This is a genomic window from Zobellia barbeyronii (assembly GCF_018603515.1).
In the GTDB taxonomy this organism is placed as follows: domain Bacteria; phylum Bacteroidota; class Bacteroidia; order Flavobacteriales; family Flavobacteriaceae; genus Zobellia; species Zobellia barbeyronii.
Genome location: NZ_JACATN010000001.1, coordinates 786,602 through 810,669, shown reverse-complemented (window position 1 = coordinate 810,669; position 24,068 = coordinate 786,602). Strand labels below are relative to the sequence as shown.

Genomic DNA, 24,068 nt, shown 5'->3' with positions numbered 1-24,068 from the left:
TGCTGTATTTAAATGGACTTAGACATTTAGTACTTTTAAAATATTACTTTTTACTTTTTGAAATATCATCAACAAAAGTTCTTATTAATTTTCTTAGCTACATCCCCGCTTCTTAAATGATTGATATACTTGTGGAAGGTGTTGTATGCAGATTCAATAATGAAAATTTAAGAAATACATTATCCTTACTTATTTGTAAGGTAGTTATATAGAATGTTGAATCTTAAATTACATTTATTGTAAGATTTTATCCTTAAAAGTGTTACATTTGAAACAGAACCTATCATTTAGTGAAGAATTTTATTTACCCCTTATTTTTACTATTGTCCTTCAACTGCCTACTTTATTCCCAAGAACTAACTGTTACTGGCGTTGTAAAGAGTCAAGAAGATAATGTGATTTCTTACGCGAACGTACTCTTATTAAATGCTGCCGATTCTACATTAGTTACCGGAACTTCTACTGGTGAAGATGGGACCTTTAAAATCATTAAAATATCTGCAGGCAGTTATTTAATCAAGGCTAGTTTTATTGGCAACGAAAGCGCTATAAAAGCTTTTATACTTGAAGCGGATAAAAAGCTAGACCCAATAATCTTGAACGAGTCTGATCAAAGGCTTGATGAGGTGGTGGTTACTTCCCAAAAGCCTAGATTAGAAAGAAAAATAGACCGATTGGTTTTTAATATCGAAAACACTGCCTATGCGGATGGCGACGTGTGGGATATTCTCAAAATTGCGCCTAGCGTATTAATTTTAAATAACAAGTTAACGGTGCAGGGAAGTTCTGCCATAGGCGTTTTAATTAATGGACGGAAAATCAATATACCTTATGAAGATATTGTCAACCTTTTATCTGGAACATCTGCCGCCAATGTGTTGTCTATTGAGATTATAAACAACCCTCCAGCAAAGTATGGAGCAGAAGATAATGCCTTGATTAATATTGTAATGAAAAAGAATATCGTTGCGGGTTATAATGGCGCAATCTATAATAAATACACTCAGGGTATCCTGCCCAAACATACTGTTGGTACAGATCACTTTTTTAAGGGTAAGAAAACACAATTATCAGTCAACTATAGTTTTCGCCAGGATAGGGATGTTACGTATTATACGGACATTACCAATTTTTCTCAAGATGATGGGCCTGTTTCAACTTGGACAGCAGAACAAGAATATTTGAGCAATCAGCAACAGCATAACCTTTCTGTATTTTTTGATTATGATATAGATGAAAAAAAACGGCTAAGTTTTACGAGTATTAACCTTTGGCAACCAAATAGGTCTCGTGTTTATGATACGGACACAGATGTGTCTAACCCAAGTGCATGGTCAGATTTTCACACGATTAATAATTCAGAACAACGGAAGCTGAATACTTCTTATTACATAGATTATATACAGGACTTAAATGACAAGGGAGCTCAATTGTCATTTAATGGCCACTATACTTTTTACGACAATAAAAATGATCAGGACCTTAACTCCATATTCTTTAATACGGATAACAGTGTTTTTGGTGAAAACGATTTTACTACGGATACGGAACAAAAAATCAACTTATATAGTGTTCAAGGAGATTATGAATCTCCTTTAGGTGAGGCAGGAAGAATAGAAACCGGTCTGCGTTATGCGGGAATTTCATCCCGAAACACCATTATTCAAAGGGGTTTTGATAGAGACCAACCAGGAGTTGCACCTGCTGATTCAGGTACTTTTAATTATGACGAATCTATCTATGCAGCTTATATCTCATATTCCGGCAAATGGGACCATTGGAAATTAAAATCAGGTCTACGCGCAGAATATGCAGAAACGGCTGGGACTTGGGATAGTGGAGCGCAACGAAACGAAAACCATAATTTTGGATTGTTTCCCTCGGCTTCGCTTGAATATTCACCTAATAAAAAGCACGATTTTAAAATATATTCTTTTAGAAAGGTCAGTAGACCAAGGTACAATAGTGTCAATCCTTTTCAAATTTTTCAAAGTACCTTCTCAACTATTGAAGGAGACCCAAAATTACAGCCGGCTACTAGATTTTATATTGCCGGTGGGTATACATACAACAAAACGTATACAGCAGAGCTGTTTTATAAAAAGGCAAAAAATGGACTCGCAAGCTTAATCTTCCAGAATAACGATAATAATTTGTTGCAGTTTATTTCTTCTAATTTAGATGAAAATGTAGCTTACGGGATTGATTTCACCATTAATAAAAGCTTTTCCAAATTTTACAATTGCTATTTTTTAGCTAGTTTTTATAATGAGACTTCTAATTTTAAGAACCCTACTACAAACATAGAGGTAGACCAACAACAGTTTAGTTGGTTTATAAGAAACAGTAACAGCTTTTCATTTCTTAGCGATCAATCTCTCTCAGCAGATATTAATTTGTTCTACTCATCCGCATTAATAGCGGAGAATGCCATATTTGATGCATTTGGGGCAGTGAACTTCATGATGAGAAAGACGCTTTGCAATAAACAATTAAGTGTATCCATGGGTATTGAAGACATCTTCAATCAGGGAAACCAGTTCAATACCAGAAATTATCAAGACCAAAGCGGTACATCTCTAACAAAAGGAGAGAACCGATTGTTTGTTGCGAGCCTTCGCTACAAGTTTGGTAATTCTAAAATGCGCGATAATAAGAAGTATAAAAGGGTTGATGAGCGTAACCGTATCTAAGTCTCTAATTGAAGTTTATTAAAATCATTCAGGTACTTAAAGCCTTCAAACATGCCGTAATCTGTTGTATAATCATTTTTATACCAAAGAGTATTATTATAACAAGTGGTGTTACATCAATAGCATTCAGAGAAGATAGTTATGTTCCGGATTTTAACGGCTTGTAGATTAGTTGTAAATTTGCGGCCATGCCAAAAATAGGAGACATACAACTACCTGATTTTCCGTTGCTTCTTGCACCTATGGAAGATGTTAGCGACCCACCATTTCGCGCGCTCTGTAAAGAGCAAGGTGCAGATGTGGTGTATACTGAATTTATTTCTTCGGAAGGATTAATTCGCGATGCTGCAAAAAGCGTCATGAAGTTGGATATCTATGAAAAGGAACGGCCTGTAGGCATTCAGATTTTTGGTGCCAACTTGGAATCTATGTTGCGATCGGTAGAAATTGTTGAGAAATCAAGACCGGATATTATCGATATTAATTTTGGTTGCCCTGTTAAAAAGGTGGTTAGTAAAGGTGCCGGTGCGGGAATATTGAAAGATATTGATTTAATGGTATCGCTTACCAAAGCTATGGTGGAGCATACCAACTTACCAATTACGGTAAAGACCCGTTTGGGTTGGGACCATGATTCTATTAAAATTGTTGAGGTAGCGGAACGTTTGCAAGATGTAGGCTGTAAGGCAATTGCTATTCACGGTAGAACCCGTGCACAAATGTATAAGGGCGATGCAGATTGGAAACCTATTGCAGATGTTAAGAACAACCAACGCATGCATATACCCGTTTTTGGTAATGGCGATGTAAATACACCGGAAGCCGCCATAAAAATGCGTGATGAATACGGGTTGGACGGCGCTATGATCGGCCGTGCCAGTATTGGTTACCCATGGTTTTTCAATGAGGTAAAGCATTATTTTAAAACAGGAACACATAAAGCACCGCCAACAATGCAAGAGCGTGTAGATGCCGCCAGACGTCATTTACAAATGTCTATTGATTGGAAAGGCGAAAAATTAGGTGTTTTTGAGACCAGAAGGCATTATACCAACTACTTCAAAGGGATACCAAATTTTAAGGAGCACCGAATGAAAATGGTAACTAGTGATGATTCTGTAGACGTATTTTCAGCTTTTGATGAGGTTCTTGAGAAGTTTGGCGATTACGATTTCGCATCTTCTATCGACTAGTCTTTAAATCGAAATCATTTTTTTGGTAATTCTACTACTTGCAATTTTAGAAGCAATTACTCCCAAAATGAATATCGTACCAAAAACAATCAAGACATTTATAAATTGATATTCTACAGGATAGGGTAGGCTTGGTATGATTTTCAACCACCCGAAAGCTATTTGAGACCATATTAAAAGCGATGCCAATCCTACCCCAATAAGTCCGCCTAGGCCTGTAACCAATATACCTTGAACAAAATAAATACTTCGCAACTCTTTTAGTGTAGTACCTAAACTATAGAGGGTTTTTAGGTTTTGAAGCTTGTCCAGAATCATCATAATAATCGCACCCACCACATTAAAAAGAGCAATAATCAAAACCAAGGTAAAGACAAGGTAGGTGGCTAAATTTTCCGTGTTAAGCATACGGTGTAATGTACTATTAAGCTCTTGCCGATCTTTTATGATTACTTCATTCCCAAGAACGGCAGCAATTTTATTCTTAACATCTGCCAATTGTTTCTTATTCTTCACCTTAAAATTCACACCAGATACTTGGTTGGGCAGCTTTTCCAATAACTGTTGTACCGATGGCAATTCAGCAAAAACGTATTTTTTATCCAAGTTCTCTTCCACGGAATATACACCGCTAAGGACAAGGGATTTTGTTTTAAGCGATTTCTGGGTAAGCGAACCCTTTCCTGGTTTTAGAGCAAGAACCACCAAAGGATTCTGATATTGGTTGATAGTGAGTCCCAGAATGTTCGTTATGCCAATACCAGCTACAGCTTCTTGGCTATTTATTCGCCAAGTACCGTACAAGAGCATACTATCCATACCCATAACGTGGGTATAATTGGTATCTATGCCTTTTATGAAAGCAATATGTCCTTTTTCACGATGTTTTAGGTATACTTTTTCTTCAAGTTCTTTAGAGTAAAAAGCAAGGTCTTCAATTTGGGCAAGTTGTTCTTCTTGGTTGGGCGTAATGGAAAAGAATTTACCAGAAGCAGGTAAAGCCTTTAAATCAGGATCAAAAGTATTACTAAAGGAAAGACTAAAGGTTTTTAGTCCTGCAAAACCGGAAAGCACTACAAATAATGCCGCAGAGCCTATAACCGTTACCAAAAAGGTAATAAAGTTGATGACGTTCACCGCATTTTGGCTGCTTTTAGAACGGACATAGCGTTTGGCGATGTAGAACGGAAAATTCAACCTTATATCTTTTTTCTTTTGTCCAAAAGGTCTCTGTTCTCAATAGGGTTGTCTTCGCCTTTAAGCGATTTTTCAATATTTTCAATATAATCCAATGAATCATCTAAAAAGAACAACAATTCAGGTACCCTCCGCAATTGGTTTTTGGTACGCTGAGATAGTTCGTGCTTTATGAGCGGTTGGTTAGATTTAATCCCTTCCATCAGCTCTTTGGCATCTTTGTTAGGAAAAATACTAATATATACTTTGGCAATAGAGAGGTCAGTAGTTACCGAAACTTTCGAAACCGAAATCAACGTACCCTTCAACCCACCTTCAATAGCGGCACGTTGCAGAATATCTACGATATCTCCTTGTATGACCCCTGAAATCTTTTTCTGTCGTTGTGTTTCCATACCGCAAAAATACGTAGAAATAGCGTAATTTAGGGGGATAAACACCGATACGAACAAAATTCACCCTTCATTTGGAAAAAATAGAGCACATAGGCATTGCCGTAAACGATTTAGAGGCTGCAAACGAACGCTTTGGTAAGCTTTTAGGGCAACCACATTATAAGATTGAAGACGTACTCTCAGAGGGTGTCCGCACTTCGTTTTTTAAAACGGGAGAAAGTAAGATTGAACTTTTGGAATCTACGGATACTAATGGTCCCATTGCCAAGTTCTTGAGCAAAAACGGGGAGGGTATGCACCATATCGCTTTTGCAGTAGATGATATTGAAAAAGAAATGAAACGATTAAAGGCCGAAGGTTTTGTCTTAATCAACGAGAAACCTAAAAAAGGCGCTGATAATAAGTTAGTTGCTTTTCTTCATCCCAAGAGTAGTAATGGGGTATTGATAGAGTTGTGTCAAGAAATTAGAGAGTAAGTATGCGGTTTTAGAACCCAGTGTAACATTTAGCATAGTTTAAGGACATTATAGGTTAGAAAGTTTCTTTTGGGTATGACCCAATGTATTCCACAACTATCCATAAAATTCTTGTGTCAGTTAAAAATAAGTAGTAATATTGCATCCGCAATTCGCGAGTTCTGTAATAGCTGGTTTGAGCACCAGTCTTTATCGGTTTTAATCGAAAAAAGGATTTACAAAGCTAAATTTTGAATTGTAACCGGTCCTATAGCTCAGCTGGTTAGAGCACCTGACTCATAATCAGGTGGTCCCTGGTTCGAGTCCAGGTGGGACCACAGAAAACCTCTCAGAACATCTGTTCTTGAGAGGTTTTTTCTTTTTGAGTGATAATTATAGGCTCTTCTATTGTTAACCTTGGGTTTGGGACTAAGATTCCTTCTTCTATAATTTCAAAGGATTCCGAAAATAACAGTTAAACTAATGTAGAAAATGTATCAAATTATGGTAGTATTTTACTACAAATACCGATATTTATGATGGTATCCCCAAAATCATTAAATGAAGAGCTTTAGTTTTCTTACACTTTTAATATTTACGGTTTCCTGTGAATCTGATCACAAATTTAAAAGTCTTGTTGATAAAGAAAAGGTGTTTATTGCATTGGATTTGTATGGGCTAGACAGTGTACCCAAAGAAATAGGAACCCTTAAAAATGCCAAAGAGTTAGAAATTACCCGAACCGATGATTGGACAATTTATCCACCCCTTAGTGCTGCTGATCAATGGGTAGATATGCCACCGTTCAGAACTATTCCATCTGAATTATTAAGCCTTAAGAAACTCCAAAAGCTAACATTGATTGGTCTAGATTTACAAACCCTTCCAGCAGATTTGGAGAAACTAGAGAACTTACAACATCTAGATTTATCTCATAACAAACTGACTATTTCTAATGAACTTCCTAAGCTAAAAAAATTAAAGAAACTTCAGTTTTTATACCTTTCCGGAAATCATATCAATAATAGCGATATAGAAGCGTGGAGAAAAGAAAACCCAAATATTGAAATTGGGTATTTAACAGAATAGCAAGTAAAAAACACCATCTGAATAATTAATCAAAAAGCATATGGTAATAGAATCATTTTTTAGAAAATCCTTAACCATTATATTACTATTCTCTGTGGTTTACGGGTATTCTCAGCAACCTGAGGAGGAAGAGCAAAATTTTAAATTTAAGCGCATTACGATAGGGACACGTTTTTTGGCATTTATTAGCAATTATGGAGAAAAATCAGAATTAGAGGTAGACAATCCTTATGATTTTACTGACGGCACCAAGCTTACCGGTCTAAACCTTTCCGTTAATTACAACATCATAAACGGTCTTTCGGTAGGTGTTGGAAGTGGCATCGAAAAATTTACACAACCCAATTTTAGCTATGTGCCATTATACACCAGAATTGCTATAAATGGAGGTGTAGAAAGAAGTAGTTTTCATACGGAGTTTCAAATAGGAGGGCATTTTACAAATAGTAGTAAAAGAGGTGGTTTTCATAGATTTTTGTTCGGGTATAGGTTTCGGGTATATAAGACAGTCTTTTCGGATGTTTCAATAATTTATACCTATCAGAATTTAGAACAATCTTTTGACAACTCACAAAGGTTATATGATAATTATAATTTTGAAAGCGTAGGGCTTTCGGTGGGGATTGACATAAATTGAAACTATTACGCCTGCCCAAAACACCTCATATTTTAATAATGTTCTTATTTAGATATTCTGTCCAACTCGGTCAATTTTTACTAGTAGTCGCCTATAAGTTTTTTTTCTGAGAATATATTTAGGAGGCTGTTGTACTTCGCACGTTTGCAACCTCCGTTGAACCTTTTTACAAAACATTTTGACTGTCAACAATTAATTTTTTTAGGTTTAAAGATTAGTTGGAGCTATTTTTTGAGACCAATCATCCAACATATATTTAAATTTTTCAGTTCCTAATGGCACTCTTGCAGCCATACTTGGAGACACAAGCGGAATAATTTTTTTTAGTTTTTTTATTTCATCTGTCCAATTTGCAATTTGAGGACCTGCTCCCCAAGTAGAATAAACTTTTATATTTTTATTTTGACTAATAATATTTAGAATATTCTGGGTGTTATAATCTCTTTGAATTGAATTATTTATTAGTTTGCTATCAGAGTATCCATTGCCATTTATTGAGGTGATTCTTTCCTCTGGAACATTTGCGGATTTAATCATATCCATACAAGCAATTTTGTTTTTTTTAAGTTTGGCTAAAAAAAATTCGAATTCCTCAGGATTAAAATCGTCCTTAAATACTTCACTTATTAGCTTCCATGTTTTATTTTTACTCCGTCCATAAAAGTAATTTACTTTATCGCCTCCTTCGGGGTTAAAAGTCCCTAAAAACAAATGTGAAATTTCCCAGTCTGGCGTATAAAAAGGCATGTTTAAAAACTGATGTTCTACTCTAATCATTATTCTTTATTTTAATTATTAAACTCTCTAAAACCTCCTGGAATTGTCCACTCCAAAAGAACTGTTCACCATCTTCTTTTCGGTAAAGTGAAAAACCAATTAAGAGGTGTTTTTTATAAAAAAGCTTAGTCACCGTGAAATCTTTCATAGAGACTATTGTATTCCATTTTTTAGAATACTTGTTTTTAATTTGTTTAAAATATCTTGTGTGACAGATATGATATAACCGTAGTTTAGAAAAGTCAGAGCTATCAATGCAATAGATGTTGTTTGTAAAAGACATGTTACCCTGTTGAGGAAAAACTTCTTGCAAAATTTTGAGCTCTTTGGGGGCAATTAAGGAATCCTTTTCTTTTATAATTCGATTAATAATGACGCTTAAAGCATTTTTTATACTTGAGTATGTAGTTTCAATAGGTAATACGGTCTGTACTAATTCTGAATAAAACGTATCTATTTTTAGGTTTAGTATATGACTGCCATATAAATATCCGATGGCCTTTTTTTGATAAAGAATAACAGAGATATTTGTATTTTCATTACATTTTTCTTTTACTAGATAGTCACAAATGTCACTTAGGATTTTTTGAACGCTATTATCATTTTTGTAGTCATGGATATTGATATCCTTGACTTCAAATTCTTTTAAAGAATTGTATAGGAGATTCCACATTGGAAAAGATTTATTTTTTAAAATTTTTAATTGCATAAATGATTATGACGGGCCAGAGTAAGATGTAAATAATTTTATCAGTGTTGGTCAGTGTGTTCTCTGTATCGTCTTCAACATCCAATTTGTCAATTTCCGATGCAATGATTGAGAATGTAAGTCCGAAAAAAAAGTAATAAAAGTATAAAGGCATAAGAGGTGTTTTTATTGTGTTTTTAATTAAAAATGTTTGGGTTTCAAATTAAATATATTGGAAGATTCTGTATAAACCGCTACATTATTTAAAGCTTTGGAACAAAAATTTTTTTTGTTAAAAGTTTAGGTAGGTTATCGATTAGCAATAGATGAACTTCACCTTTTTCTCTTTTGTAACTCAATCAAAAGGGTTTGAAAAGGATATAGAAGTGAAACCAACACTAGACGGTATAAGAAATAAAAAAGATGAGCTGTTGGAAAAAGCAATTGAAATAATCCAGAAACAGTAATTACTCCTTTCTGTATCGATATATTAAATTGAACTTATTAAAATAGGGTCATTCACTTAGCCGGTCATTCTCTAAAAAATTGTTAATTACAAAAGCAGCTAGTTAAACTTAACTACCTTTGTTTCAATATGAAAAAGGTATTCCATAAAATTAGTGCTGTCTGTATGGCGTTCGTGGTGATGTTCACTGCAATGTCATTTACATTAGATGCGCATTATTGTGGAGATACTTTAGTAGACTTTTCGATTTTCCAAGAAACCGAGACTTGCGGTATGGAAAAAATGCAAATGCCTGAGTCTGATAAAGATTCGCTTTCGGAAAAATCATGTTGTTCAGATGAGCAACTGGTTGTGGAAGGTCAAGATGATTTAAAAACTTCATTTGAACAACTAACGCTTGAGCAACAAACTTTTGTTGCCAGTTTTGTTTATTCATATATCAATCTTTTTGAAGGACTGGACGAGAACATCGTTCCTTTTAAAGATTACTCCCCTCCCTATCTCATACAGGACGTGCAGATTCTGCACGAGAGCTATTTAATCTGATTTTTTAAACAGTCCCGCTAATACGGGAACCACAGCCCAATGGAAAATTCCATCTTGGGTTGCATGTGTTGTATTCCATGTTTTTATAACTGGTATTTCTAACTGTTTAATTATCAATTTATATGCTGAATAAGGCTATTAAATTTCTCATAGAGAATAAGCTTGTCGCGGTACTTTTACTGGCCCTTTTTGTGGGTTGGGGAACGGTAAATGCCCCTTTTGGGTGGGATACCGGACTTCTGCCGTCCAACCCCGTTGCGGTAGATGCTATCCCAGATATTGGTGAAAACCAGCAAATTGTCTACACCAAATGGCAAGGTCGTTCGCCGCAAGATATTGAGGACCAGATTACCTATCCTTTAACCACATCGCTTTTGGGGGTTCCTGGAGTAAAGACGGTTCGTAGTTCTTCCATGTTCGGTTTTTCTAGTATCTATATCATTTTTGAAGAAGATGTAGAGTTCTATTGGTCGCGCAGCCGTATTCTTGAAAAACTGAATTCGCTCCCAGCCGGACTTTTACCTGAAGGGGTAAATCCTTCATTAGGGCCGGATGCTACAGGTTTGGGGCAGATTTTCTGGTATACGTTAGAAGGGCGGGACCCAGAAGGCAATGTTACTGGTGGATGGGATTTGCAAGAGCTTCGCAGTATTCAAGATTACTATGTTAAGTACGCGTTATCATCTGCAAGTGGCGTTTCTGAAGTAGCATCTATTGGTGGTTTTGTTCAGGAATATCAGGTGGATGTAAACCCGGAATTGATGCGGCAATACAATATTGGACTGAGCGATATTGCAAAGGCGGTTAAGGATAGCAATAAAGAGATCGGTGCACAGACTTTAGAAATGAACCAGGCGGAATATCTCGTACGTGGCTTGGGGTATGTGAAATCTGTTGCGGATATTGAAAATGCCGTGGTAAGCTCAGAGAATTTTACTGCTATCCGTATTAAAGATGTGGCAACGGTAAAACTGGGGCCAGAAGCGCGTCGTGGTATTTTGGATAAGGAAGGTGCGGAAGTTGTTGGTGGCGTAATCGTTGCCCGGCATGGTGCCAACCCTATGGAGGTCATAAATAATGTAAAAGAACAAATTAATGAACTAAGTGGCGGACTACCTTCAAAAGTATTGTCTGATGGCACTTCTTCTCAACTGACCATCGTTCCTTTTTATGACCGTACAGAACTTATAAAAGAAACATTGGATACCCTAAGTGAAGCGCTCACCATGGAGATACTGATTACTATTTTGGTGATTATTATCATGGTTTTTAACCTGCGTGCGTCTATTTTAATTTCCGGACTTTTACCTGTTGCTGTGTTAATGGTGTTTGTGGCCATGAAGCTGTTTAATGTAGATGCTAATATTGTGGCGCTATCTGGTATTGCTATTGCTATTGGTACCATGGTAGATGTAGGAGTCATACTGGCAGAAAACATGATTAGGCATTTGGAGGACCCAGAACGCGACCCTAATTTGTCCGTTAATGAAGTGATTTATAATGCAACTTCGGAAGTTTCGGGAGCTATTCTAACTGCTGTTTTGACTACGATTATCAGCTTTGTGCCTGTTTTTACTATGATTGGAGCAGAGGGCAAACTTTTTAGGCCTTTAGCATTCACAAAAACCATGGCACTTACGGCTTCGTTAATTATTGCGTTGTTTTTAATTCCACCTTTTGCAGCGTTCCTTTTCAAGAAAAATAGCATTCAAAAAGTAAGTAAGACTATCATAAATGCTGCTTTAATTGTCTTTGGGGTAGTGGTAATGTTTTACGGATATGGAACAGGTTTGGTACTTGTTGCTTTTGGATTAGTAGGTATTGCGGTTACACGGAGTTATGTAGATGCAAAGCAGGCCAATTACTTGAATATTATCATTTCTGCAATTGCCATTGTATTTCTTTTGGCAGAACATTGGCGACCACTAGGGTTTGATAGAAGCATTGTTATGAATGTTCTGTTTGTAAGTATTATTTGCTTTGGATTACTAGGTGTGTTTATCGTTTTCAGAAAATTTTACACAAGTATTCTAACTTGGGCGCTTCATAACCGATTGCTATTTCTTAGCATTCCCACTACTATCGTCATTTTAGGCGCTTCCATTATGATGAATACCGGAAAGGAATTTATGCCATCATTGAACGAAGGTTCCTTTTTATTGATGCCTACCTCTTTACCACATGCCGGTGTGGAAGAAAATAGGCGTGTGTTGCAGCAGTTAGATATGGCCGTGGCTAGTATTCCAGAGATTGAAACCGTAGTAGGTAAAGCTGGACGAACAGAATCTGCTTTGGATCCGGCACCTTTATCAATGTATGAAAACATGATTCAGTATAAACCTGAATTTATGCGAAATGCTGATGGAGAACGTCAGCGATATAAGGTAAATGAAGAAGGTCTTTTTGTTTTAGCCGATGGAAAATTGTTTCATAATAAAAATACAGAAGTCAGTTCTAGCACAGTTGATAATGCGCGTAACAACGGAAGCTTGTCAACCATAAGCAATGTATCGAGGAAAGACCTAATTACGGATGAAGACGGAGAGTATTACAGAATCTGGCGACCTGAAATTAAAAGCCCAGATGACATTTGGAACAAAATTGTTGAGGTCACCAAATTACCAGGGGTTACTTCTGCACCCAAATTACAACCTATAGAAACGCGATTGGTTATGTTGCAAACGGGTATGCGCGCTCCTATGGGAATAAAAATAAAAGGGCAGGATTTACATGAGATTGAAGCTTTTGGGTTAAAATTGGAAGCCCTACTAAAACAGGCGGAAGGCGTAAAAGAACAGGCCGTTTTTGCGGACCGCATTGTTGGTAAGCCCTACTTGTTGATCGATATTAAACGAGACCAGCTTGCCCGTTACGGAATCTCTGTTGTAGATGTTCAAGAAATTCTACAAATTGCTGTTGGGGGAGTTCCACTAACGCAGACAGTAGAAGGGCGTGAGCGTTATGCAGTTAGAGTTCGTTATCCTCGCGAATTACGAGCAACACCAGACGACCTAAAGAAAATTTACGTACCCGTAGAAAAAGGAAGCCCAGTGCCTTTAGGTGAGTTAGTAGACATCCGCTATGAACAAGGTCCGCAGGTTATTAAAAGTGAAGACACCTTTTTAGTGGGCTATGTACTTTTTGATAAGCTAGATGGTTTTGCGGAGGTGAATGTGGTGGAAAATGCCCAGAAGCTGATTCAGGAACATATAGATTCTGGCGAATTGGTTGTTCCCAAAGGTATTAGCTATATGTTCACAGGAACATATGAAAACCAACTTCGGGCAGAAAAAACACTATCTGTAGTAGTGCCCTTGGCACTACTAATTATCTTTTTAATTCTCTACTTCCAGTTTAGGTCGGTAGCTACCTCTTTAATGGTCTTTACAGGAATTACGGTGGCATTTGCCGGTGGTTTTATCATGATATGGCTATATGGTCAAGATTGGTTCTTCAATTTTAGCTTCTTTGGAGAGAACATGAGGGAGCTTTTCAATATGAAGACCATCAATCTTAGTGTAGCCGTATGGGTTGGATTTATAGCCCTTTTTGGTATTGCAACAGATGACGGTGTTGTTATGGCTACATATCTCACACAAAGTTTTGACCGGGAAAAACCAACAGATAAGAAAGGCATACGACAGGCTGCTTTGGTAGCCGCAGAAAAACGGATTCGCCCCTGTTTAATGACCACGGTGACTACCATTCTTGCATTGTTGCCCGTATTGACGTCTACAGGAAAAGGTAGTGATATTATGATGCCTATGGCCATCCCGATCTTTGGAGGAATGATCATAGACGTTACCTCTTATTTTATAGTGCCTGTACTTTACAGTTGGAGAAAAGAAGTTCAACTTAAAAAAGCCATCCGATGAAAAATAAAATACTAATGTCAGGTCTATTGACAATTTTCTTGGTGTCGTCTACCTTTTGCCAAACAGCCGAGAAAGCGCAAACACTTTTGGAGTACATTCAAGAAGCAGAGGCAAACAATCCGGAAATCCAAGCTTTTGAAGTGCGGTATAGCATTGCCGAGGAAAAAAAGAACGAAGCCAATTCCTTACCTAATACGGAGTTTAGTGCGGGTTATTTTGTGGTTCCTACGGAAACAAGGACTGGTACGCAAATAGGGAAGTTTTCGGCAAAGCAAATGATGCCTTGGTTCGGTACGATAACGGCTCGTGAAAATTATGCAAGTTCTTTGGCGGAAGCAGAATTCGTATCCATTGTTATTGCAAAACGGAAGTTGGCATTGTCAGTTTCTCAGTCGTACTATCAGTTGTATGAAATCCGTGCTCAACAGGCAGTTTTAGAGGAGAATATTCAATTATTGAACACCTATGAACAATTGGCTTTAACCTCTATAGAAGTTGGGAACGCTTCTGCAGTAGATGTGTTGCGGTTACAAATTCGGCAGAATGAGATACAACAAGACAAGGAAGTGTTAGAAGAGGCTTTTTTATCTGAGCGGACTGCATTTAACAAACTGCTTAACCGAAATGAAGATAGTCCAATAGCGGTGGTACAGTCACTGGAACTAATTGAGGATGAGGCGGCATTTATAAAAGAAAATATGCAGTTGCACCCAGAAATATTAAAGTATGATAAGTTGTATGAATCTGTTGAGCAATCAGAATTGTTGAACCAATCAGAAGGAAAACCTTCTATAGGTTTTGGTTTTGATTATATAGCGCTTTCCGAACGTACCGATATAGAAATTAGTAAAAATGGCAAGGATATTTTTATGCCCATGCTTTCGGTTTCGGTCCCCATTTTTAATAAGCGCTATAAATCCATTTCAAAACAGAATGATTTGCGCCAACAAGAGCTACAGCTTCAGAAAGATGAAAGATTAAATGTTTTGCAGACCGCTTTTGCAAAAGCAAAAGGACTACGAAACCAAGCAAGAATAAAATATACCACGCAGGTTAAAAATTTGAAACAGGCAAAGGATGCAGAAGAAATCCTAATTAGTAGTTATGAAACGGGTACCATAGATTTTAACGACGTACTGGACATTCAAGAATTACAATTAAAATTCGCAATGAACCAGATTGATGCAGTACAGGTGTACTACTCGCAATCTGCTGTCGTGAATTATCTAATGAATTAATATTGAGATTGATAGATGTAATGTCTATCGATTTTTATGGCTTCATTTAGGATATTTAAAAAATTTGACATGAACTATTTAAAATACGTACTAGTATTCATAACACTCCAATTATCTTTTGGACAATCACAAGAGGGTAATATTGATAACCTTCCTGTACATGAATACACGATTAGTATTAAAGAAATCCAAGTAAATAAAGCAGGGAAAGAGGTTATGGGAATGGCGGTAAACGGAACAATTCCTGGACCAACACTAGAATTTACAGAAGGAGAGTATGCGGTTATTCACGTAAAAAATGAAATGAACGTAGAGACTTCCGTGCATTGGCACGGTATTTTACTTCCCAATTTCTATGATGGTGTGCCGTATTTAAATACACCGCCTATTAAGCCTGGCGCTACTTTTAAATATGAATTTGCATTAAAGCAATCGGGTACCTACTGGTATCATTCTCATACCATGTTACAAGAGCAAAGTGGGGTTTTTGGTTCTCTGGTGATTAAGCCAAAGAAAAAAACTCTGGATTATGATAAAGATTTGGTGTTGATGTTATCTGACTGGACGAACGAAAAGCCCATGAATGTTCTACGAAACCTAAAACGTGGTAACGAGTGGTACGGTATTAAGAAAGGAACTTCTACCCCGTTAAATAAAGTTATTAGTCGGGGAGCTTTTGGGGCCCAACTTAATTTTTGGAAACAGCGTATGGAAGGCGCGGACATTGCAGATGTGTATTATCCGGCTTTTTTAATAAACGGAGAACAAAGTGTTGCATATCCAGATTTTACACCTGGTGAAAAAATACGCCTTCGCATTATAGATGGGGCTGCCTCAACTTCATTTTGGATGACTTTTGGGGGAGGTACTCCTCTTCTGGTTTCTGCAGATGGATTGGATGTGGTTCCAGTTGAAAAAAACAAAACATTTATAGGAGTTGCCGAAACGTACGATTTTATTGTAACCGTTCCTGAAACGGGTAAAATGGAGTTTCGTATTACCGCGCAAGATGGTTCTGGTCAAGCATCTGCGTTTATTGGTAATGGAGAGGTGCTTCCGGCCATGGATATTCCCAAGCCAGATAAGATTGGAATGATGCAGGTAATGGCCAAAATGGATATGAAAATGGGTGCTCATGCCCTTAAATATCGCCCTAAAAAAGACGACCGTTTTAAGATGAAAGAGGAATATGGGATGCAAATGGATGGAATGAAAGATATGCAAATGGGCAAAAACCATGATATAAAGGACATGGAAATGAATATGCCCAAAGACACCATGATGGTAGACCACTCTAAGATGGACCATTCCAAAATGTCAGCGATGGATATGAACAAGACAGATTCTATGAAAAGTAAGAATGATTCCGGTATGAAAGGCATGGGGTTGTTTGCGGAATACAATTATGAGTATCTAAAATCTCCAGAAAAAACCACCTATGTAGACGGCGCGCCAGTAAATAAGATATTGTTGAACCTTACTGGAAACATGAACCGTTATATCTGGAGCATGAATGGGGTGCCCCTTTCGGAAACGGATAAAATCAAGATAAAAAGTGGAGGGGTAACCCGGATTACTTTTAATAATTTAACCATGATGCATCACCCAATGCACTTGCATGGCCATTTCTTTAGAGTCATTAATAACAATGATGAATATTCTCCTTTAAAGCATACGGTAAATGTGCCGCCCATGCAGCAGGTAACCATTGAATTCTATGGCAATGAGTATGGAGACTGGTTTTTTCATTGTCATATTTTATATCATATGATGAGTGGAATGACCCGTATTTTTAGTTATGATACGCCAAGGGATGTTCGGTTAAAGGAATACCCAGTTTCAAAATTGGTTCACGAGACAAATCAATACTATACCTGGGGTATGGTAGATGTTGCTTCGCATATGACCGGCTTAAATTTGGTCAGCTCCAACATTAGAAACCAGTTCAATACTTCTTTTGAGTACGGTTGGAACAAAAATTTAGAAGCAGAGTTTACCTATGAACGCTATCTACATGATTACTTACGTGTTTTTGGAGGTGTAAATATCGAAAATGAGACGAGCAAAAGTCTTGGTGAATTTAAGACCACTGCTGTATTAGGCGTACGTTATTTAACACCGTATTTGTTCAATTTAGATGTGCGTATAGATAATGAACTACGGCCAAGAATAGGAATAGGAAGGAGCATCATGGTATTCCCAAAATTTTCAATATTTGGGTATTACGAATATCAAATTGATTTAGGTTGGGTAAATGACCTGCCAATAGATGAAAATTTCACATCAGAAACGGTCTGGAGTGCTGGAGCCGAATACATGCTATCCAGAAACTTTTCTCTAATGGGAAGTTATGACAATAGATATGGTGCTGGCGGTGGGTTATCCGTTCGGTTCTAATGAATAATTTATAAATGAGTACTAACAACTAAATATTTTAAAAATGAAAAAGGTAAGTATGGCAAAAGGTATTTTGGCTATTGTCTTGATAGCTTTGACTGTAGCATCGTGTAAGGATACGAAAAAGGAACATAATGATGAAGATGGCAATCACTCTGGTAAAATGGAACAGGATGCGATGGGAGACGACAAAACGGATAGCTCCAAAAAAACAATGACTAGTAATGGGTCGGATATGAAAGCGGAAGTTGTTTTTGCTGAGTATTTTGAATTAAAAGATGCTTTAGTGGCAGACAACACTAAAGAAGCTGCTGAATATGGAAGTAATTTAGTTATTACACTTAAAGATTTCAATATTTCTAAGTATTCAGAAGAAGACCAATCTATGTTAAAGGACATTATTGAAAATGCAAAAGCACATGCAGAAGAAATTTCTAATAGTACTATCAAGAAACAACGCCGCTATTTTAAATTGCTAACGGAAGAAGTAACGAAGATAATTGCTATTACAGGGTCTACAAACAAGGTATATGAACAATTTTGTCCCATGTATGAAGGTGGTAGTACTTGGTTAAGTATGAGCGATGAAATCCAAAATCCGTATTATGGCAGTACGATGTTGCAATGTGGCAAGGTTCAAAGAGAAATATAATTTAAGAAAATAATGAACGAAACTTTCTACATAAAAAATATGGTCTGTAACCGCTGTATAGCTTCGGTTTTAGAAATATTTAATATCGAAAATTATACGGTAGAGTCCATTGAATTAGGGAAAGTGGTCGCTGTGGAAGGACAAGAAAGCCGCAAGGAAAACTTAGCCAACGCTTTGACTAAAATAGGGTTTGAGCTCATTGAAAACGAAACGGATACGGTTGTTGAACAGATAAAAGTGAAGCTGATTCATAAAATTGAAACGGGTGAAACAGAACACCTATTTCAATCTTTAGCAGAAGAGTTTAGCAAGACGGAGACGGCTTTAAGCAAAATGTTCAGTAAGTCAGAAGGGATGACCTTGGAAAAGTACACCATCAACTTAAAAATTGAAAAAGTAAAAGAATTTATACAATTGGGACAGCTTAATTTTTCTGAAATAGCATACGCCCTTAACTATAAAACTAGCAGCCATTTGGCAAGGCAGTTTAAAACAGTTACCGGAATGTCTATGAGCGATTATAAAAGTTTTAAAAACTGGAACAGAAAGACGTTGGACCAAATTGTATAAATAAGAATCGGAATTGTGAAAAGGATTGGCACTAGCTCTTTTTAATTTTACCGAACAAAATAAATCTAAAATGACACATACCTATCATATACACGGAATGACTTGCAACGGATGTCGCGGTCATGTAGAACAAACGCTTTCTAAGGTAGCTGGTGTAACCAGTGCTTCGGTAAATTTAGAGAAGGCAGAGGCTACTATTGAGATGGAGTCTCACATTCCTATCGAAACTTTCCAAAAAACGCTGTTAGATGATGGAGGTTCATACAGTATTCATAATGTGGGAGAACATCAACAGCACCCAGTAGAAAAAGCCGAAAAGCCAAAAGGTAAGGGAACTGGCATTTTCTATTGCCCAATGCATTGTGAGGATGATAAAACCTATGATGAGGCAGGTGATTGCCCCGTTTGTGGCATGGATCTGGTAGAGGAACAAAATCTAAGCGCAACCACTGCAGAACAATGGACATGCCCTATGCACCCGGAAATTATTCGTGATGAACCGGGTAGTTGTCCTATTTGTGGTATGGACTTGGTGCCTTTACAACCGGACCTTTCTGCGGAAGAGAAAACGTATAAAAAACTTTCAAAAAAATTCTGGATTGCAGGGGCTTTAACCTTGCCTATTTTTCTCATTGCCATGAGTGAGATGATTCCTAATAATCCGCTGTACGATGTTATGGAGCAGAAATGGTGGAACTGGATTCAGTTTGCACTTTCTATTCCAGTTGTTTTCTACGCCACATGGATGTTTTTTGAACGTGCTTATCGCAGTATAAAAACTTGGAACCTAAATATGTTCACCCTCATTGGTATTGGTGCCGGTGTGGCTTGGTTATTCAGTGTTTTTGGAATGTTGTTTCCGGACTTTTTTCCGCCACAATTTAAAACGGAATCTGGCGCGGTACATGTCTATTTTGAGGCGGCAACCGTCATTCTAACGTTGGTTTTAATGGGGCAAGTACTTGAAGCACGAGCACATAGTAAGACCAATTCTGCAGTAAAGGAATTGTTGAAACTTGCCCCTAATAAAGCAGTCCGTGTTGTAGATGGAGTTGAAGAAGAAGTTTCGATTGAAAAAATTCAAAAAGGAGATACACTACGTGTGAAACCAGGTGAAAAAATTCCTGTGGATGGTGTTATTACTGAAGGGCAGACCACTGTTGATGAATCTATGATTTCGGGTGAACCTATTCCGGTTAATAAAATAATAGACGATAAAGTAAGTAGTGGTACTATAAACGGGAATCAGACTTTCTTAATGAAGGCTGAAAAAGTAGGGAATGATACCTTGCTGTCTCAAATTGTACAAATGGTGAACGACGCTAGTCGTAGTCGTGCACCTATTCAGAAGTTGGCAGATACCGTTTCTAGTTATTTTGTGCCCGTTGTGGTAATTATTTCGGTAATCACATTTGCAGTTTGGGCTGTTTGGGGTCCAGAACCTGCGTATGTATTTGCCCTAGTGAATGCTATTGCTGTTTTAATTATTGCGTGTCCTTGTGCTTTAGGTCTTGCAACACCTATGTCTATTATGGTTGGGGTTGGTAAAGGAGCTCAAAACGGTGTATTGGTGAAGAATGCCGAAGCTCTAGAGAAAATGTACAAAGTAGATACGCTGATTGTTGATAAAACAGGAACCATCACCGAAGGAAAACCAACTGTGGAAGCTATTGGTACTTCAAAAGGAGATTATTCCGAAAACGAAGTATTGCAATTCATAGCTTCTCTGAATAGTTCTAGTGAACACCCACTTGCGGAGGCAACGGTTAAATACGGAAAAGAACAAGGTGTTGAAGTGTTGAAAACCGAAAATTTTAATGCTGTAACAGGTAAAGGGGTAGAAGGAAAAATTGATGGTAAAAAAGTGGCGTTGGGTAACATCAAAATGATGGAACATGTTAATGCGGCTTTAAGCACTGACTTCCAAAACGAGGCCAACGAGCATCAAAAGAAAGGCAAAACGGTATCCTATTTAGCTATTGATGAAGCGGTTGTTGGCTTTGTTGTTATTGGCGATAAAATAAAAGAAACAAGTGCCAAAGCTATTAAAGCACTTCAAGAAAAAGGAATAGTCGTTATAATGCTTACAGGAGATAATCATGATACTGCGCAAGCAGTGGCCAAAGAGCTGAACCTTCAAGATTTTAAAGCAGGAATGCTTCCTGAAGACAAACTAGCTGAGGTCAAAAAACTGCAAGAAGAGGGTCATGTAGTGGCTATGGCAGGAGATGGTATTAATGATGCACCTGCTTTAGCAAAAAGTGATGTAGGTATTGCTATGGGAACAGGAACAGACGTAGCTATTGAAAGTGCTATGATAACCCTCGTAAAAGGCGATTTGCACGGTATTGTAAAAGCTAGGAACCTTAGTGATGCCGTAATGAAGAACATTAAGCAAAATCTGTTTTTCGCATTAATCTATAATACCATTGGTATTCCAATTGCAGCAGGCGTATTGTATCCTGTTTTTGGACTCTTGTTATCACCAATGATTGCGGCGCTTGCTATGAGTTTTAGCTCGGTATCTGTCATTGCAAACGCACTTAGATTGAGGACAGTTAAAATTGGATAACAATTCAAAAACGCTTAATGAGGTTTAAGGAAATTTAAAATAAAAGCCATGAATAAAAATATCTTGTACATAAGCATTGCCGCAGTGGTAGGCCTCTTAGCGGGTTGGTTAATCTTTGGAGAAACCTCTAATAATACAGTGTCTAAAGAAGCAATACAGGTTTCTACGGGAGAACATAATCATTCGGGAGAAAGTGCGGATGAAATGTGGACATGTTCCATGCATCCTCAGATTATGCTTCCTGAAGCTGGCGCTTGTCCTATTTGTGGTATGGACTTGATTCCTGCAGAAGTGGGTGCTAATGGTTTGTTGGCAGAACAGTTTAAACTAACCGAAAACGCTATGGCCTTGGCTAATATTCAAACCGTTTTGGTGGGAGAAAATAGCGTCGCTTCGGAAGGTGGGGTTATGCTCTCTGGTAGAATAGCAATAAATGGAGATGAAACAGCCATACAGCCAGCACATTTTGACGGACGGATAGAGAAGTTATATGTTACCTCCTTAGGCCAAAAAGTAAACAAAGGGCAGGCAGTGGCTAAAGTGTATTCACCAGGGTTAGTTGCTGCACAACAAGAGTTGATTACAGCTTATAAATTAAGGGAATCTCAACCTCAATTGTACAAAGCGGTACAAGCTAAATTTAAGAATTGGAAAGTCCATGGTCCAGAATTAGACGAGGTTGTAAAGACAGGAAAAACAAAAGAGAGTTTTACCATTTATTCTCATGTCTCTGGTATCGTAACGGAAATAGCTGTGAGCGATGGAGCTCATATTATGGACGGAAAACCAATTTTTAAAGTGTCTAACCTAAATACGGTATGGGCAGATTTTGATGTGTATGAAAATCAGATTTCCCAGTTTAAAAAAGGGGAGCAGATACGGGTAACCACTAATGCGTATCCTAATAAAGTTTTTAAAGCTAAAGTGTCTTATATAGACCCTATTCTAAACGTCCAGACCAGAACTGTAACGCTTAGGGCGGTATTAAATAATAAGGATGAGGTCTTTAAACCTGGCATGTTCGTTCAGGGTAAAGTAAATTCTAATACTACGGTTAATGAAAGTGTAATTACTGTGCCAACATCAGCCGTGATGTGGACAGGAAAACGCTCGTTGGTGTATGTAAAGTCGGACTTTGAAGAACCTGTTTTTGAAATGAGAGAAGTGACTATTGGGAATAGTACCGGAGAGAATGTAACTATAATAGATGGACTAGAAAATGGCGAAGAAATTGTGGTGAACGGAACTTTTACAGTTGATGCTGCTGCACAGTTACAGGGTAAAAAATCTATGATGAATCAAAAAAGCAAGCATTAATATCGTTTGAAGTGTGGGTAGAGGTTTGCGAATCTTAGGGTGTGGCAATGGTCCAGAGAAATTTAAGTTATATTTGCTGCACTCATTATTAGTGATTTGGACAAAAAACAAACGACATTAAAGGATATTGCCGCGAAACTTAATGTTTCTATTTCTACAGTTTCCAGAGCATTACAAGGCAATCCTCGTATTAGCGCACAAACCAGAGAGAAAGTACTTGAGTTAGCAAAAGAGTACAATTATTTTCAGACTAAACACATAAACCCTTTTGCTAAAAAGAAAATACAGGCGGTTGGTGTTATTGTGCCCAGCATAAAGTATCACCTGTATGCTATGGCTATTTCTGGTATAGAAGAAATACTAGAAAAACACCAGATGCAAATCATTATCTGCCAATCTAACGAGTCCTACGAGAGGGAGAAAATATTGGTAAAAGAGCTATTGGATATTGGTGTATCAGGACTGATTGTGTCTTTAGCTAGTGAGACAAAAGAATTCGACCATTTTTTAGAAGCTAAAAAAAGAAAGATTCCATTAGTGTTTTTCAATCGTCTTTGTGATGAGGTAGAATCGGATAAGGTTATTATTGATAATTTCAAAGCGGCTTACGACGCTACTCAGCATCTAATTTCCGTGGGATGTAAGCGCATTGCATATATAGGTGGACCAAAGATTTTACAAATTAGTTCAACCCGACTTTTGGGATATAAGAAAGCCTTAGTGGACGCTAACTTACCGGTGGAGGAGAAGCTTATTGAAAACACCAACTTTACGCGGGAAGGAAACCTCAGCACAGCAAGAAAATTATTGTATTCTCCAGAGCATCCAGATGGCGTATTGGCTTTTAGTGATCAGGTGGCCATAGGAGTAATGCTAGCAGCCAAAGAACGAGGTCTGAAAATGGCGGAAGATTTAGCAATTATCGGCTTTAATAATGAGCCTATTGATGAGCTTTTAGAGCCTTCACTAACAAGTATTGACCAGCCCAGCTACCAAATGGGTGTGGAGTCTGCAAAGTTGATTATAGATCGGATTGAAAATTACGAGAAAGATGTATCTCGGGTGGTCTTAAAATCAGAATTGGTGATTCGTAATTCTACTAATAAAAATAAGTCTTAGAGCAAGCTAAAATTTTAGCTGCGGAGCTTAAAATTCTTTCATATAAACGGAAAAACGATATGTTCAATATGTTTTTTCAATCTAACAATTCTTCTCGAGAAGCACTCATTACTCTAATTTATCTTTAGGTATTCAAATGTATTTTTTGGATTGTTGAAACACGTATAATATATTTTATTTTAATGCAAAATA

The 24,068-nt window shown here is 37.4% G+C and carries 19 protein-coding genes and 1 tRNA gene; 16 read left to right on the top strand and 4 right to left on the bottom strand.

Going from position 1 to position 24,068, the window contains the following annotated elements; genetic code table 11:
• The first annotated feature begins 290 nt into the window (after positions 1-290).
• Together HW347_RS03255 and dusB are read left to right on the top strand one after the other, a co-directional pair.
• On the top strand, positions 291-2,693 hold the full coding sequence (locus tag HW347_RS03255) for a TonB-dependent receptor domain-containing protein (RefSeq protein WP_214610501.1): 2,403 nt from the start codon (positions 291-293) through the stop codon (positions 2,691-2,693).
• A 188-nt stretch (positions 2,694-2,881) separates the two neighbouring features.
• Positions 2,882-3,886, top strand: coding sequence for a tRNA dihydrouridine synthase DusB (gene dusB, locus HW347_RS03250; protein ID WP_214610500.1), 1,005 nt, complete (start codon positions 2,882-2,884; stop codon positions 3,884-3,886).
• A 3-nt stretch (positions 3,887-3,889) separates the two neighbouring features.
• On the opposite strand, the gene HW347_RS03245 is transcribed toward dusB, so the two are convergent.
• Both HW347_RS03245 and rbfA read right to left on the bottom strand, forming a co-directional pair.
• Positions 3,890-5,083, bottom strand: a complete 1,194-nt coding sequence (locus HW347_RS03245; protein ID WP_214610499.1) for an ABC transporter permease — start codon at positions 5,081-5,083, stop codon at positions 3,890-3,892.
• A gap of 2 nt (positions 5,084-5,085) precedes the next feature.
• Positions 5,086-5,478: a 30S ribosome-binding factor RbfA gene (rbfA, locus tag HW347_RS03240; RefSeq protein ID WP_155595361.1), complete on the bottom strand. Its 393-nt coding sequence runs from the start codon at positions 5,476-5,478 to the stop codon at positions 5,086-5,088.
• Between the two features lie 71 nt (positions 5,479-5,549).
• On the opposite strand from rbfA, the gene mce reads away from it, so the two are divergent.
• The 4 genes from mce (at position 5,550) to HW347_RS03220 (ending at position 7,659) form a co-directional block, all read left to right on the top strand.
• A complete protein-coding gene (gene mce, locus HW347_RS03235) occupies positions 5,550-5,954 on the top strand; it encodes a methylmalonyl-CoA epimerase (RefSeq protein ID WP_214610498.1) in 405 nt (134 codons plus the stop codon).
• Positions 5,955-6,197: 243 nt separating this feature from the next.
• Positions 6,198-6,271 (top strand) — tRNA-Ile (locus HW347_RS03230).
• Positions 6,272-6,494: 223 nt separating this feature from the next.
• Positions 6,495-7,022 (top strand): leucine-rich repeat domain-containing protein, encoded by a 528-nt coding sequence (locus HW347_RS03225; RefSeq protein ID WP_214610497.1) that lies wholly within the window; start codon positions 6,495-6,497, stop codon positions 7,020-7,022.
• 40 nt (positions 7,023-7,062) lie between these two features.
• Entirely contained in the window at positions 7,063-7,659 is a 597-nt protein-coding gene (locus HW347_RS03220) for a hypothetical protein (RefSeq protein ID WP_214610496.1), read from the top strand.
• Between the two features lie 207 nt (positions 7,660-7,866).
• Here HW347_RS03220 and HW347_RS03215 read toward each other — a convergent pair whose 3' ends face one another.
• A complete protein-coding gene (locus HW347_RS03215) occupies positions 7,867-8,436 on the bottom strand; it encodes a uracil-DNA glycosylase family protein (protein ID WP_214610495.1) in 570 nt (189 codons plus the stop codon).
• Positions 8,429-9,145, bottom strand: a complete 717-nt coding sequence (locus HW347_RS03210) for a hypothetical protein (RefSeq protein ID WP_214610494.1) — start codon at positions 9,143-9,145, stop codon at positions 8,429-8,431. The genes HW347_RS03215 and HW347_RS03210 overlap by 8 nt, the downstream gene beginning before the upstream one ends.
• 305 nt (positions 9,146-9,450) lie before the next feature.
• On the opposite strand from HW347_RS03210, the gene HW347_RS03205 reads away from it, so the two are divergent.
• The 10 genes from HW347_RS03205 (at position 9,451) to HW347_RS03160 (ending at position 23,876) form a co-directional block, all read left to right on the top strand.
• Complete coding sequence (locus HW347_RS03205) at positions 9,451-9,591, top strand: hypothetical protein (protein ID WP_214610493.1); 141 nt, start codon at positions 9,451-9,453, stop codon at positions 9,589-9,591.
• Positions 9,592-9,719: 128 nt separating this feature from the next.
• A complete protein-coding gene (locus tag HW347_RS03200; RefSeq protein ID WP_214610492.1) occupies positions 9,720-10,136 on the top strand; it encodes an HYC_CC_PP family protein in 417 nt (138 codons plus the stop codon).
• Between the two features lie 122 nt (positions 10,137-10,258).
• On the top strand, positions 10,259-14,011 hold the full coding sequence (locus HW347_RS03195; RefSeq protein ID WP_214610491.1) for an efflux RND transporter permease subunit: 3,753 nt from the start codon (positions 10,259-10,261) through the stop codon (positions 14,009-14,011).
• Positions 14,008-15,249, top strand: coding sequence for a TolC family protein (locus HW347_RS03190; protein WP_214610490.1), 1,242 nt, complete (start codon positions 14,008-14,010; stop codon positions 15,247-15,249). The genes HW347_RS03195 and HW347_RS03190 overlap by 4 nt, the downstream gene beginning before the upstream one ends.
• Before the next feature lie 69 nt (positions 15,250-15,318).
• Complete coding sequence (locus HW347_RS03185; protein WP_214610489.1) at positions 15,319-17,646, top strand: multicopper oxidase domain-containing protein; 2,328 nt, start codon at positions 15,319-15,321, stop codon at positions 17,644-17,646.
• Positions 17,647-17,689: 43 nt separating this feature from the next.
• The gene (locus HW347_RS03180; protein WP_214610488.1) at positions 17,690-18,298 is read left to right on the top strand and encodes a DUF3347 domain-containing protein; all 609 of its coding nucleotides are present in this window, start codon (positions 17,690-17,692) and stop codon (positions 18,296-18,298) included.
• 12 nt (positions 18,299-18,310) lie between these two features.
• Positions 18,311-18,868, top strand: coding sequence for a helix-turn-helix domain-containing protein (locus tag HW347_RS03175; RefSeq protein ID WP_214610487.1), 558 nt, complete (start codon positions 18,311-18,313; stop codon positions 18,866-18,868).
• A gap of 70 nt (positions 18,869-18,938) precedes the next feature.
• Complete coding sequence (locus HW347_RS03170) at positions 18,939-21,440, top strand: heavy metal translocating P-type ATPase (RefSeq protein ID WP_214610486.1); 2,502 nt, start codon at positions 18,939-18,941, stop codon at positions 21,438-21,440.
• Between the two features lie 48 nt (positions 21,441-21,488).
• Positions 21,489-22,757, top strand: a complete 1,269-nt coding sequence (locus tag HW347_RS03165) for an efflux RND transporter periplasmic adaptor subunit (RefSeq protein ID WP_214610485.1) — start codon at positions 21,489-21,491, stop codon at positions 22,755-22,757.
• 96 nt (positions 22,758-22,853) lie between these two features.
• A complete protein-coding gene (locus HW347_RS03160; RefSeq protein WP_214610484.1) occupies positions 22,854-23,876 on the top strand; it encodes a LacI family DNA-binding transcriptional regulator in 1,023 nt (340 codons plus the stop codon).
• The last annotated feature ends 192 nt before the right edge of the window (positions 23,877-24,068 follow it).